15 protein-coding genes are annotated in these 12,554 nt (G+C 68.2%); 5 read left to right on the plus strand and 10 right to left on the minus strand.

What is annotated here, in order from left to right; all coding sequences use genetic code 11:
* Positions 1-46: 46 nt before the first annotated feature.
* Together E5K04_RS10605 and E5K04_RS10610 are read left to right on the plus strand one after the other, a co-directional pair.
* Positions 47-1,096, plus strand: a complete 1,050-nt coding sequence (locus E5K04_RS10605; RefSeq protein ID WP_205700347.1) for an MBL fold metallo-hydrolase — start codon at positions 47-49, stop codon at positions 1,094-1,096.
* 69 nt (positions 1,097-1,165) lie between these two features.
* The gene (locus E5K04_RS10610; protein WP_136553831.1) at positions 1,166-1,708 is read left to right on the plus strand and encodes a lipocalin family protein; all 543 of its coding nucleotides are present in this window, start codon (positions 1,166-1,168) and stop codon (positions 1,706-1,708) included.
* A 21-nt stretch (positions 1,709-1,729) separates the two neighbouring features.
* Here the strand turns inward: E5K04_RS10610 and E5K04_RS10615 are convergent, their stop codons facing one another.
* Genes E5K04_RS10615 through E5K04_RS10625 form a run of 3 tightly spaced genes read right to left on the minus strand, consistent with a single transcriptional unit; the run spans position 1,730 to position 4,053 of the window.
* On the minus strand, positions 1,730-3,100 hold the full coding sequence (locus E5K04_RS10615; RefSeq protein ID WP_136553833.1) for a sensor histidine kinase: 1,371 nt from the start codon (positions 3,098-3,100) through the stop codon (positions 1,730-1,732).
* A 4-nt stretch (positions 3,101-3,104) separates the two neighbouring features.
* Entirely contained in the window at positions 3,105-3,785 is a 681-nt protein-coding gene (locus E5K04_RS10620; protein ID WP_136553835.1) for a response regulator transcription factor, read from the minus strand.
* A 1-nt stretch (position 3,786) separates the two neighbouring features.
* Complete coding sequence (locus E5K04_RS10625; protein ID WP_136553837.1) at positions 3,787-4,053, minus strand: hypothetical protein; 267 nt, start codon at positions 4,051-4,053, stop codon at positions 3,787-3,789.
* Positions 4,054-4,192: 139 nt separating this feature from the next.
* On the opposite strand from E5K04_RS10625, the gene E5K04_RS10630 reads away from it, so the two are divergent.
* The gene (locus E5K04_RS10630) at positions 4,193-4,603 is read left to right on the plus strand and encodes a hypothetical protein (RefSeq protein WP_136553839.1); all 411 of its coding nucleotides are present in this window, start codon (positions 4,193-4,195) and stop codon (positions 4,601-4,603) included.
* Positions 4,604-4,639: 36 nt separating this feature from the next.
* Here the strand turns inward: E5K04_RS10630 and E5K04_RS10635 are convergent, their stop codons facing one another.
* The 4 genes from E5K04_RS10635 to E5K04_RS10650 all read right to left on the minus strand — a co-directional run bounded on the left by E5K04_RS10635 (position 4,640) and on the right by E5K04_RS10650 (position 7,391).
* A complete protein-coding gene (locus E5K04_RS10635; protein WP_136553841.1) occupies positions 4,640-5,395 on the minus strand; it encodes a CDGSH iron-sulfur domain-containing protein in 756 nt (251 codons plus the stop codon).
* A 24-nt stretch (positions 5,396-5,419) separates the two neighbouring features.
* Positions 5,420-6,136: a pirin family protein gene (locus E5K04_RS10640; RefSeq protein ID WP_136553843.1), complete on the minus strand. Its 717-nt coding sequence runs from the start codon at positions 6,134-6,136 to the stop codon at positions 5,420-5,422.
* Positions 6,137-6,246: 110 nt separating this feature from the next.
* Positions 6,247-6,750 (minus strand): YbaK/EbsC family protein, encoded by a 504-nt coding sequence (locus tag E5K04_RS10645; RefSeq protein ID WP_136553845.1) that lies wholly within the window; start codon positions 6,748-6,750, stop codon positions 6,247-6,249.
* Positions 6,751-6,764: 14 nt separating this feature from the next.
* Positions 6,765-7,391, minus strand: coding sequence for a LysE/ArgO family amino acid transporter (locus E5K04_RS10650; RefSeq protein WP_136553847.1), 627 nt, complete (start codon positions 7,389-7,391; stop codon positions 6,765-6,767).
* Positions 7,392-7,491: 100 nt separating this feature from the next.
* Here E5K04_RS10650 and E5K04_RS10655 point away from each other — a divergent pair, with 100 nt between their 5' ends.
* Both E5K04_RS10655 and E5K04_RS10660 read left to right on the plus strand, forming a co-directional pair.
* Positions 7,492-8,388 carry a LysR family transcriptional regulator ArgP gene (locus E5K04_RS10655; protein ID WP_136553849.1) on the plus strand — a complete coding sequence of 299 codons (897 nt, stop codon included), beginning with the start codon at positions 7,492-7,494 and terminating at the stop codon, positions 8,386-8,388.
* 135 nt (positions 8,389-8,523) lie between these two features.
* On the plus strand, positions 8,524-10,296 hold the full coding sequence (locus E5K04_RS10660; protein WP_136553851.1) for a monovalent cation:proton antiporter-2 (CPA2) family protein: 1,773 nt from the start codon (positions 8,524-8,526) through the stop codon (positions 10,294-10,296).
* An 18-nt stretch (positions 10,297-10,314) separates the two neighbouring features.
* On the opposite strand, the gene E5K04_RS10665 is transcribed toward E5K04_RS10660, so the two are convergent.
* The 3 genes from E5K04_RS10665 to E5K04_RS10675 are packed head-to-tail and all read right to left on the minus strand — an operon-like array spanning position 10,315 to position 12,378.
* Positions 10,315-10,983 (minus strand): NAD(P)H-dependent oxidoreductase, encoded by a 669-nt coding sequence (locus tag E5K04_RS10665; protein ID WP_136553853.1) that lies wholly within the window; start codon positions 10,981-10,983, stop codon positions 10,315-10,317.
* A 48-nt stretch (positions 10,984-11,031) separates the two neighbouring features.
* Positions 11,032-11,472, minus strand: coding sequence for a nuclear transport factor 2 family protein (locus E5K04_RS10670; RefSeq protein WP_136553856.1), 441 nt, complete (start codon positions 11,470-11,472; stop codon positions 11,032-11,034).
* Between the two features lie 9 nt (positions 11,473-11,481).
* Positions 11,482-12,378: an alpha/beta hydrolase gene (locus E5K04_RS10675; protein WP_136553859.1), complete on the minus strand. Its 897-nt coding sequence runs from the start codon at positions 12,376-12,378 to the stop codon at positions 11,482-11,484.
* Between the last annotated feature and the right edge of the window lie 176 nt (positions 12,379-12,554).

The following is a 12,554-nucleotide window of genomic DNA, read 5'->3' on the forward strand; positions in this document are numbered from 1 at the left end:
GGAGCGGCGACAGCCTTGCTTTGGCCGGGCGCTGCTCGCGGCTGGCGTGGCGCTTGTGTTCTTGCTTGCAGGCTGTGGCAACAGCTACTACCGCGGCCCGGTCAGTGCGCACTTCGACGGCCAGAAATTCAATAACCCGTGGGCGCCGATGCCCGAGCGCTTCTGGGACTTTCTCAAGTGGCGCGCCACCGCCGAGCAAGGATACTGGCCGGCGTCGGTCAAGGTGTCGACGTCCGTCCCCCCGCGCAGGGTGGAGGGGGACGCGTTGCGGGTAACCTACGTCGGGCACGCCTGCGTGCTGTTGCAGACGCAGGGGGTGAACATCCTGACCGACCCGATCTGGTCGGCGCGTGCCAGCCCGTTCGGCTTTGCCGGCCCCAGGCGTGTGGCCGCCCCGGGCGTGCGTTTCGAAGACCTGCCGCCGATCGACGTGGTGCTGGTCAGCCACAACCATTACGACCACATGGACCTGCCGACGCTCGACCGCCTGCACCAGGCGTTCAAACCGCTGGTGCTCGCACCGCTTGGCAACGACAAGATCATGAAAGAGGCGGTCCCCGACTTGCGCGTACAGGCGCTGGACTGGGGGCAGGGCGTCGCGTTTGGGCCAAACCTGCGCTTTACTCTGGAGCCGATGCAGCACTGGTCGGCGCGCGGCCTGTTCGACCGGCGCGACGCCCTGTGGGGCGCGTTTGTTGTCGAGGCGCCGGGCGGCCCCGTCTACTTCCTGGGCGACGCGGGCTACGCACAAGCCCTGTCGGCCGAGGTGCTGGCCAAGTACGGCAAACCGAGGTTCAGCCTGTTGCCGGTGGGCGCTTACCAGCCGCGCTGGTTCATGCAGTACGCGCACATGACGCCCGCCGAGGCGGTGCAGACCTACCGGGATCTGGGCCGCACCTACGCGATGGGCACGCAGTACGAGGTGTTCGCCATGGCCGACGAAGCGTACGCGGCGCCCCGCCAGGCGCTGACTGCCGCCATGGTGGAAAAGGGCGTCACGGCCGAGCGCTTCAGGCTGCCCGAGGTGGGCGGCTGGTTCGTGGTGCCGCCGCTTGAGGCGGCGCAGGGCCTGCAGGCGGCCAAACCGGCAAACTGACGCAAGCTGCCGCCAGCCTTCAAGGCGCGGGCGCCAGTAGGGTTTAATGTTTTTCTCAAGGAGAAACCGATGCGCTTGGCTTCTGTTCACACGCTGTTGATCGCAGCGACCAGCCTGTTGCTGTCCGCCTGCTCGACCCTGCCGCCTGCCGGTATTACCCCGGTGACGGGCTTCGAGCCGGCGCGTTACACCGGCAAGTGGTACGAGATCGCCCGGCTGGATCACGTGTTCGAGCGCGGGCTGAGCGACGTGAGCGCCGACTACACGCAAAAGGCGGACGGCTCGATCCGGGTGCTCAATCGTGGCTACGACACTGCGGGTGCGCGCTGGAAGGAGGCGGAAGGCCGGGCGCTGTTTAACACCTCGCCCGATGTCGCCTCGCTCAAGGTGTCTTTCTTTGGCCCGTTCTTCGGCGGCTACCACGTGGTTGCGCTGGACCCGCACTATCAATGGGCGCTGGTCGCCGGCAACAACCGCGACTACCTGTGGATCCTCGCGCGCGAGAAGACGCTGCCAGCCGACATCAAGACGGCCTTGCTCGCGCAGGCCGCCGCGCTTGGCTACGCGACCGAGAAGCTGATCTGGGTGACGCAGACGCGGCCGGACGCCTGAGGGTGATAGCTGCTGGCGTTCTCAAAGACAGTCCCGCCCCCGAGGATGCTCAGGCAGAGGGGGGGCGTCGCCGGCCCTCATCCCAGCCGGAAGCCGGGGTAGCCGGACTGTGGCACTACATTGCCCGTGTTCGATAGAAAAATCGAAATGTCCGCCCAGTCGGCCGACCAACCTGGCGACCAGATTTAGGCCCAGCCCGTAACCGCCGCTTTCCTTGCGTACCGGCCGCCCTTCGGCCAGTGCCGCCAGGATAGGGTCTGGCGTGCGCTCCAGCGCCGTCGGGTTGCCAACCTGTATGGTCAATTGCTGTGGCGCGTGGGACACCGACAGGCGGAGGGTTCCGCCCGCAGTTGAGTATTTCACCGCGTTGGCCAGCAGGTTGGCCAGTACCCGTTCGAGCAGCAAGGGGTCGGTCGGCCAGCCGAGGCTTGCGTCGACGCCAACGGGAGGTGCGCAGACGAGCCCGCGCAACGCGGCATCCTGCGTTGTTTGCGCCCACAGTGTCCGGCACAGGGCTGCCACGTCGACCGTTTCCACTCGGGTGGTGAGGTGGCTCTCGGCGGTCATTGCGCCAAAGTCTTGCAACTGGGTCGCCAGCCGGGCAATTTCTGCGCCCTTGTTGCGCGCTAGCACTAGGAATTCAGCGCGTGACGCCGGCTCATCCTCTCCCTCCGCCAGTTCCAGATAGAGCAGCAGGCTGGTCAGCGGGCTTCTGAGGTCGTGGGCGAGCGCCGCGCTCATCTGCGCACGCTCGGCGAACAACTCGCCCGAAAGTTCGGCCATCCGGTTGAAGCTGCGCTCGAGCTCGGCAACCTCGTCCCGTCCGCCTGCCGGTAGCCGGGTCTCGAAGTCGGCGGGCAGGCGGGACAGCGCGTGGCGAACCGCGTCGAGCCGGCTGATTTGCCGGCGCATGACCCAGAGCAGCAGGGTGACGCCGACACCGGCAGAGAACAGGAACAAGATGGCGAGGGTGCGGTTGTAACGGGCCAGCGCCCCGGCCATGGCTTCGGTCTGGGCTGGCACGCTCACATGCAGCGTCCCCCACTGATCGGCGGGCAGCCAGCGCATGCGTTTATTGCCATGAGGCGTCTGGGCGGTGCAGCGTGGTGGTGTGCCGAAGGGCTGGGCACAGACTTGGGTGCCTTCGCCCAGTTCACGTTCGATTTGCCTGCCGAGCGCCAACGCTTCTTCCTCGTTGCCGATACGACGGGTGGCAACCCGCTCCTCAAGGGTTTGCAGGCGGTGTTGCCAGTTCATGCCGGCTTCGGCCAGTGCCAGGCGTTGGTTGTCCAGCCAGGGCGTGGCTGCGGCGTAAGCGAGCAGGAAGCTGCCGGTCGCGGCAAGCGCCGCGACCAAGACTAGCAGGATGAATCGGAAGAGCAGTGAAGACATCGTGTTACAGCAGGCGGTAGCCCGCGCCCCAGACCGTACGGATCAGCGAGGTGTCGCCCAACCCGGCAAACTTGTGCCGGATGTTCGAGATATGCGCCATCACGGTCTTGTCCGCGACCGCCTCGGCCCCCTGCCACGCGTGCCGGTAGATGTCGTCGACGCTGAACACCCGTGATGGTCGCCTGGCCAGCAACTCGACAATGGCGAACTCGCGGGCGGTCAGCGCGACCGGCTGCCCGCCGACCCACGCCTGCCGGGCCTCAGGGTCGACTTCCAGGTTGCCTGCGCGCAGCCGTGTTGCCTGCGCGGCGGCCGGGTAGACGCGGTAGCGGCGCAGCTGCGCCGTGATCCGGGCCTCCAGTTCGGCCGCCGAGAAGGGCTTGACCAGATAGTCGTCGCCGCCGGCCATCAGCGCCTGAACCTTGTCCTGCTCGCCTCCCCGTGCGGACAGGAACAGGATGGGCAACACTTCTCGTTGGCGGACCCGCCGGCACACCTCGATCCCGTCCAGGCCCGGCATGTTGATGTCGAGCACGATCAGGTCAAAAGGGTCTGTGCCGGCCAGCGTTTGTAACGCGTCCGCGCCGTCGGCGGCGCCCACCACCTCGTGGCCCTGCCGGCGCAGCAGGGCGCCCAGTGCGTGGCGGATGTCCGCGTCGTCGTCGACGATGAGTACGCGCGCCAAGTCAGCCCCTCCGCCATCTGCCGAACAGTGCGAAACCGGCGATGCCCAGTGCGCAGGCCACTACGGCGAGCGAGCCGTTGAACAGGTTGTAGCCGTTGATGGCCGCCACTAGCGCTTCTGCGTTGGCGACAGGCGCTTCGGACAGCCGGGCCATCTGTTCAAGGCGGTCGACCAGCCAGGGGTAGCTCAGGCGGTGCAGCAGCAGGAAGCTTGCACAGCTTGCGACAGTGATGAGAACGAGGCGGCGGGTGAGGTGAAGTAAGGGCATGGAAAAGCTCCTGTGAAAGTGACCATGCCCTGCAGTCTAGGGCGCAATGTTTGGGAGTTTTCCGGGATGCCCTAGGAAAAAACCCAAACAATTTCACCGAGACTGGGCGGACTTCTTCTTTGCCATCAAGGATTACTCCATGAACAAAGCCCAGCTGTTCGCCGCGCTGGCGCTGGCCGCCAGTGCCACTATGGCCCACGCGTTCCAGCCGCCGGTGCAGATGCCGATGCTGCCGTCCCCCGGGCACGATGTACAGTGGGGAGAGCCCGCCCGACCCTATCCGCCGCAGTGGGGGGAGGCGGCCCGCCCGTATCCGCCGCAGCGGCCGGACTGGGACAGCCTTCAGGATTGGCGTTCGCGAGACAGCCGTTGGTATAACGGCCGTATCGTGCACTTGCGCCAGCGCTATGCAGGAAGCTACCTGTTTGTCGTCCAGTTGCGAAACGGCGAACATGCCCGATTCGTGCGCACGTACCGCAGCGGATTTGAGGTCGGCGACAAGGTCAAGGTGCGCCAGTACAAGGGGCGCACCCTGATCGAGCGGCGTTAAGCAGTATCTGGATGGTGCCCGGCCGGCCGCCGTGGGCTATTCGTTTTCGGCTTGCCCGGGCAGGCCGTCCTGCCAGCGCTTGCCCGCCCAGTTGCGCCCGGCGTGGCTGCCGTCGCAGAACGGCTTGTTCTCGGATGCGCCGCAGCGGCACAGGGTGACGCGGTTGCGGATCTCGTAGCCCGTGCCGTCCGCCGATTCGATGCGGATGCCGCCCTTCACCCACAAGGGCCCCGAGCAATGCGCGGGCGCGTCCTCGATCAGCCCGAGCGCGGGTTCGAGCACGTCTTCCAGCGGCGTGCCGCTGGCCTTGTCCCACGCCAGCAGGCGCCCGGCCGGGCAATGGTTGGCCTCGTACCTGACGTGGTCGGCCGCGTGCGGTTGCGGCAGGCCGACCAGGTTCCAGATCCGCCCCTTGCCGTCGCAGAAGCGGGCGAACGCGCAGTAATCGGGGTTGTCGGTCAGCGCAAGCCTGGGGCCGTCGAAGGTCTCGGCACCTTGCAGGATGGGCGCGCGGCTGGCCGTCTCGCTGCCGTCGAAGCCTGCCTGTACATGGCTGCCGTCGCAGAACGGCTTGTTTTTCGACGCGCCGCAGCGGCACAGCGCGGCGGGCTCGGCGAGCGGGTAGTCGGCGCCCTCGGCGTAGGTCCACGAGTTGCCGTCCTCGTTGTTGCAGATGAATTGCTGCGTAAGCGGCGGCTGGCCGTACACGAGGTAGGGGCCGTTCTTGAGGACGACAATGCGGTAGCGCGCGTCGGCCGCCTGCGATCCGGGGGAGACTTTTTCCTTGCTCATGGCGTGTTTCCTCGTGGCAGGTGCTTAGCGCACCGGGTGTTCGTTCGGGCGCAAGTCGAAAACCAGTACCTCTGCCTGCTCGCCGTCGCTGAAGGCGATCGACGTCTCCTCGCGGACGCGCGCGCCGTCGCCCGCGGCGAAGCGCTCGCCGTTGACCGAGAGCGCGCCGCGGGCGACGTGCACGTAGGCGTAGCGGCCGGCGACTGCGAGGCTGGCCTGCTCCGCGTCGTCGAAAAGCCCCGCGTACACGCGCACGTCCTGCCATACCGGCAGCGAGCCGTTCGCCTCGTCCGGCGAGATGATCAGCCGCAGCCGGCCGCGCCGCTCGGACGCTGGGAAGTGGCGCTGCTGGTAGCGCACCGGCCCGCCGGTGCGGTCCGGTACGATCCAGATCTGCAGGAAATGCACCGGCTCGCTGGCCGACGCGTTGTACTCGCTGTGGAACACCCCGCCGCCGGCGCTCATCATCTGCACGTCGCCCGGGCGGCACACTTCCTCGTGGCCGGCCGAATCCTTGTGCGCGAGGCCGCCTTCGAGCACGTAGGAGAAGATTTCCATGTCGCGGTGCGGGTGGCTGCCGAAGCCTTGCCCCGGCTCGACGATGTCGTCGTTGATCACCAAGAGGTCGGAGAAGCCGACCTCGCGCGGGTCGTAGTAGTGGCTGAACGAAAAGGTATGGCGCGAATGCAGCCAGCCCAGCTGCGAGAGGCCGCGCGCGCCGGCGCGTCTGAGTTCGATCATGGGGAAGCTACCTGTTTGCGGGGCGCGGCAAACCAGAAGCGTGCCGCGTGGGGTGGAGGGACAGGACCTCCAACAGCATGGACGCTGGGCGGGCAAAAACCAAGCGGCACCTAGCCCTGGGTTGCGTCGGCCTCGTCCAGCCAGTAAAGCGGGTTGGGCAGCGCGGCGAGCAGCGCCGGCAGGTCGGGTGCGGCGAACGCGAAGGTCTGTTCGGGCAGCCCCGGCGTGAACATCAGCGAGCGCAGCGCGACGAGCGCCGGGTCGACCAGCAGCGGGATATGCGCGGGCAGCGCGAACGGGCAGAGCGCGCCGGGCAGGCAGCCGGTCACGGCCTGCATCTCCTCGTCCGCGCACACCGATACGCGCTGGCCGAGCAGGGCCTTCACCCTTTTCGCGTCGAGCCGGCTGTCGCGGTGGGTGAGCAGCAGCGCGTGGCTGCCGTCCTTGCAGCGCAGGAACAGGCTCTTGGTCGGCTCGGCGGTCCAGCCAAGCGCCCGGCCGACGCGCGCGTCGGTCTCGTAGTCGAGGATGGGCTCGTGCTGCCACGCTTGGTAGCCGACCCGGGTTTCGTTGAACAGCGCGACGCAGCGCGCGTGTATGGCTTGCAGGGTCATGCTGTCTTCCGGGGTCAGGATTGCAAGAGGGTGCGTGCGAGCTGGATAGCGAGGATCAGCATCAGGGAGCCTACGGCGGCGTCGACGGCGCGCTTGACGCGCGGCCGGCTCAGCGTGGCCGCGTAGCGGGCGGCGCCCAGCGAGAGCCCGCTGAACCAGCAAAGCGCCGCCAGCGCGCTGCCCAGCGCGAACCACGGCCGCTCGTGCGCGGCCAGCTGGCCGCCGATCGCGCCCAGGATCACCAGCGTGTCGAGGTAGACATGCGGGTTGAGCAAGGTGACCGCCAGCGTGGCGAGCGCGACGGCGAAGCGGCCGCGGCGGGCTGCACCGCCGGCGCCGGGCGCGTCGGCCGGCGCGGGACGCCAGGCGTTTTTCAGCGCGAACAGGCCATAAGCGGCGAGGAACAGGCAGCCGGCGGCGGTGACCACCGACAGCAGGGCGGGCGACTGGCCCAGCGCGGCGCCGGCGCCGAACACGCCGAGGCTGACCAGCGCGATATCGCAGGCGACGCAGATGGCCGCCACCATCAGGTGGTGGTGGCGGCGAATGCCTTGTTCGAGGACGAAGGCGTTTTGCGCGCCGATTGGCACGATCATGGCCAGGCTGAGGGTCAGGCCCTGCCAGAGTGGGGTGGTCAGCATGGTGGGTGTTCCTTATGGGGTGCTTGCAGCATAAGGAATGGTTTGTCTTTAGCAAATCTAATAATCTTAATGAATTATCAGTGTTGCTAATGGTGCGTGCATGCGCGGACTCGATTACCAGTGGCTCGCGGCGCTCGACGCGGTGGTGTCTTGCGGCGGTTTCGACAAGGGGGCGCAGGCGCTTTGCGTGACGCAGTCGGCCGTCTCCCAACGCATCAAGCAACTGGAGCGCTGGCTCGCCCAGCCGGTGCTGGTGCGCGCGACGCCGCCGCGGCCGACCGCCGCCGGCCGCCGCCTGCTCGGCTTTTACCGGCGGGTCCTGCTGCTGGAGCAGGAACTGCTGCCCGGCCTGTCGTCGGACGGGGCCGGCGCGCCGCTGCCGGTGGCCATCGCCACCAACGCCGACAGCCTGGCCACCTGGCTGCTGCCGGCGCTCGCGCCGCTGATGCAGGGCGGTCAACTGGTGCTCAACCTGATGGTCGACGACGAGAGCCGTACCCTGAACCGGCTGCGTTCGGGCGAGGCGGTGGTCGCCATCAGCAGCGAGCCCGCGCCGATGGCCGGCTGCGTTAGCGACTATCTGGGGCAACTGGACTACCTGTGCGTGGCGAGCCCCGGCTTTGCCCGCCGCCACTTCCCGCACGGGGTGGACGCAGCGGCGATGGCGCGCGCGCCCGCGGTGGTGTACGACCGGAACGACGCCATGCACGCGGGTTTCCTCGCCGCGCACTTCGCGCTGGCCCCGGTCGGCTGGCCGCGCCATGTCGCGCGCTCGTCCGAGGCCTTCGTCAAGCTCGCGGTGCTGGGCGCCGCCTATTGCCTGGCTCCGGCGCCCATGGTCGGCGGCGAGCTTGCGCGGGGCGAACTGGTCGAGCTGACGCCGGGGCAGGGCGTCAGCCGCGCCCTGTACTGGCACCGCTGGAGCCTGGAGAGCGGGGTGCTGTCGGCCCTGTCGGACGCGTGCATCCGCCATGCCCGCGGCGTGCTCAGGCAGTGAGCGGGCGCGTGCGGCTATCGCGCCTGCCTTGAGCCGGCTCGCAGGAGGCCGTACGGCCCGGGGGCAGGTGGATGGCGCACGCCTTTTTCCGGCGAGGCGGCTATACCGGCAGTATTTGCCGGGCGGAGCCTGACCATGCACCCCTTGCTGACCGAACTTGCCCTGTTGCTGGCGGCCGCGGTGTTCGTGGTGCCGCTGTTTCGCCGGCTGGGGCTGGGCGCCGTGCTGGGCTATCTCCTGGCCGGCTTGCTGATCGGCCCGTCCCTGCTCGGGCTGGTCGACGACGTCGAGCGGATCGCGGCCTTGTCCGAGCTGGGCGTCGTGCTGCTTTTGTTCGTGATCGGGCTCGAGCTTGCGCCGGCGCGGCTGTGGGTGATGCGCCGGGCGGTGTTCGGGCTGGGCGGCGCGCAGGTGCTCAGCGCGGCGCTGCTGTTCGGCGCGATCGCGTGGTGGCTGGCCATCCCGTGGCAGGGCGCGCTGGTGGTCGGCACCGCGCTGGCACTCTCGTCGACCGCGCTGGTCATCCAGTCGCTCGCCGAGCGCAAGCAACTCTCGAGCGAGGTCGGGCGCGACGCGTTCGCCGTATTGTTGATGCAGGATCTGGCCGCGATCCCGCTGATGTCGCTGATCCCGGCCCTGGCAGGGCAGGCGGGCGGCTTCGACCCCTGGCACGCGCTGCGGCTGCTGGTGCTGCTGGCCGCCATGTTGCTGGGCGGGCGCTACCTGATGCGCCCCTTGCTGCGCTACGTCGCGCAGGCAAGGAGCAGCGAGGTGTTTACCGCGTCGGCCTTGCTGGTGGTCACCGCTGCCGCGCTGCTGGCCGAATGGGCCGGGCTGTCGATGTCGCTGGGAGCATTCCTGGCCGGCGTGCTGTTGTCCGGTTCGGAGTACCGGCACGCGCTGGAGGCGGACATCAACCCGTTCAAGGGGCTGCTGCTCGGGCTCTTCTTCATGGCGGTGGGGATGGGGGTGCGGCTGGACCTGATCGTCGCCGCGCCGCTGCTGGTGTTGACCTTGCTCTTGGCCTGGATGGCCGGCAAATACCTGCTGTTGCTGCTGCTCTCGTTCGCCGGCGGCCGGCGCGGGGCGACGCCGTGGCGCTTCGCGCTGATGATGATGGTCGGCGGCGAGTTCGCCTTCGTCTTGCTCGCTCTAGCGCGCAGCCACCATCTGTTGCACGCGGCGGCCGCCGAATTGCTGACGGTGGTGGTCACGCTCAGCATGCTGCTCTCGCCGGTGCTGGTGGTGCTGGCCGAGAGGATGGCAGGCCGCCGGCAGGCAGCGCCGGTCGAGGCCGACACCATCGACGAGACGTCGCCGGTGCTGATCATCGGCTTTGGCCGGGTCGGCCAGATCGTCGCCCGCCTGTTGCAGGCGCACGGCCTGCCGTTTACCGCGATCGACATCGACGCCGGCCACATCGAGTTTGTCCGCCGCTTCGGCAACCGCGTCTACTACGGCGACGCCCGCAACGCAGAGCTATTGCGCACCGCCGGTGCGGCCGACGCCACGCTGATCGTGCTGGCCATCGGCCGGGTCGACGTCTCGCTGGAAGTGGCCCGCCTGATCCGCGACGTCTTCCCCGGACGGCCGGTGCTCGCGCGCGCGCGCAACCGCCAGCATGTCTACCAGCTCTGGCAGTTGGGGATCGCCCAGGTGTGGCGCGAGACCTTCGCGTCTTCGCTGGAAATGGCGGAAGCGGCCCTGACCCGTTGCGGGGTCGCCCCCGAGCGGGCGGCGCGCAACGTCGGGCGTTTTCGCGAACGCGACGAGGCGCTGCTGCACCAGCAGGCCGAACTCTCGCGCGACGAGGCGGCGCTCGTGCAGTCAAGCCGGCAGGCGCTCTCCGAGCTCAGGTCGCTGTTCGAGCAGGAGGCGGGCGGCGATGCGCGCGAGCGCAAGCGGTGAGCGCAGTCGGGGCTGCCCTTAGTAGCGGCCGACCGTGACCGGCGGCTCGTTGGCGATGGCCGACAACCGTCTTGCGAAGTTCGCCAATGCCTCGCACCTTGGCGCGTCGCCCATGCGGGCAGGCGCGTAGACGATGTGCGGTGCGAGCACGTCGAAGCCGATAAACTCGAGCATGCCGCGCTGGATGGGTCTCAGGATGGCGTCGATGTCGCCGTTGAAACCGTCCGCGGCATACGCCTCGGCCGGCCCGCCGGTGGTCAGCGACAGCAAGGCGCGCTTGCCCCGGCAGGTGCCCGTCTCGTAGATCCGGCCGCCACCGTACACGCGTCCCATCGCGAAGACACGGTCGACCCAGCCCTTCAGCGCGGCGGGCAGGCCAAACCACCACAGCGGGAACTGCCAGATCATCAGCTCGCAGCGCTCCAGCTTCTGCATCTCCTGCTCAAGCAGCGGCGAGAAGCCGCCAGTCTCGCTCGCGTGCATTTCTTCCAGTTGCAGCTTGAGAAAGTCCGGATCCTTGACGCCTAGGAAGTTGGCCCGGCTCGACACCGGGTCGAACCCCATCGCGTTCAGGTCGGAAGTCTCGACCGACCAGCCCGCCGCAGCGAGTGCTGTCTGCGCCGTTTCGAACAGCGCGTGGTTGAAACTTTTGGGCTCGGGGTGCCAGTAGACGATCAGCGCGTTCATGGGGGGCTCCTTGCTCTTGTGTGGGGAGGGCTTGCCTAACCGGGGGATTCAGACCGACGGCGGCCGGCCTTCCTGCCAGCGTGCTTCGAGGCGCATCGCGCTGATCAGCCAGCGTTCGTCATTGCGAACCAGATCAAAGTGGTAATGCCCGCCCACCACCCAACGCTCGCTCGGACCCGCGAGCGCGTCGCCCACCCAGTGCCAGGCGGTGACGGCCGCGCGCGCCGTGGCGTGCCCGCCCGCTACTTCAACCAGCGGAACGCCGATCAGGTGTTCGGTGGCGTGGAAGTTGGCGGGGAGAAACGCGGCCCAGCCATCGACCAGCGATGCGCCGCTCTGCCGTGTTGGCTCGCCGCCAAACAGCGAGGTGTAGTCGACCAGCACGTCCGCGGCGAACAGGGCCTTGAGCCCGGGCCAGTCGCGATGGTCGACGAGTGAGCCGAGCGCGGCCACCACATTGCAGATCGCCTGGTAGTCAAGGGGACTCATGGCGTGGCCTCATGGGCGTAGCTGTTGTTCAAGCCAGGGTTGCAAGGCTGCCATGGCGCGATCGACGTGGTCGGGCAGGTCGTAGAAGTCGACCTGGTTGCCCTGCGACCATACCAGATCCCTTGGGCCGCGCAGCCGGGCGTAGACCGCCCGCGCGTTGTCGGGCAGCACAGCCCCGTCCGAGTGGAAAATCAGCGTGGGTGTCGACACCTGCGCTGCGGCAGACAGGCCGTCGAAGGTCAGCCAGTGCCGCCAGCTCATTTCGGCCATCTCGTTCTGCCACGCGGCGATCGCGCCCCGGGCCGGGTTGGCGTAGTAGTCGAGCTCGAAGAACATGGCGGCTTGTTCGTTGCCGGCCTGATAGGCAGGAACGGCGACGACCTCCCTTTGTTCGGCCCAGACGCGGGCAGCGGCGTCGGCCCGCGCCAAACGGGTCGCGACGCCCTGAGCGCCGCCGTAGAACGGTGCGACCGAGGCGGCGTCGTGGTACCAGCCCGCCACGCTGACGAAGGCGTCAAGCGCCGCGCCGCCTGCCAGCGCCCTGAGCGTGTACTGCGCGCTGGCGCAGACGGCCAGATGGGCGACCTTCTGGCCCTGCGTAAACGAAAAACCCCTGACAAAATCGGCCGCAGCACGGATGTCGGCGATTTTTCGCTGTGGCTGTTCGAACTGCCGGATCTCCCCGCCGCTCTGGCCAAAGCCGGCGAAGTCCCATACGAAGGCGGTAAAGCCGGCCTCGGCCAGTCGGCGGGCGTACAAGAGCGGCATCTGCTCCTTGACTGTCAGCCAGGAGCCGCTGACGTTGACGACCGGTTGCGGCAAGGCCTCGTCGTCGGTATTGCGCAGCAGGCGGCCAGCCAGCGGCGTGCCCTGGCTGAAAAAGACGACATCGCGTTCGAACAGCATGGCGCAGGTCTCCGTGACGGGGGCGTCCCAACCGGCTTAGCTGTGCGTGGCTCTCCTGGCAAGGCGGGTGTCGTCTGCTTAGGCAGGGCTGGGGAGCGCGCCGGGTTTGCGGCTCGCCCTTGCCTGGCCTAAACCCCTAGGGGCTGCCACGCCGGCAGCCGCCATTTTCCAGGGGG

The organism is Crenobacter intestini (assembly GCF_004919095.1).
GTDB lineage: Bacteria > Pseudomonadota > Gammaproteobacteria > Burkholderiales > Chromobacteriaceae > Craterilacuibacter > Craterilacuibacter intestini.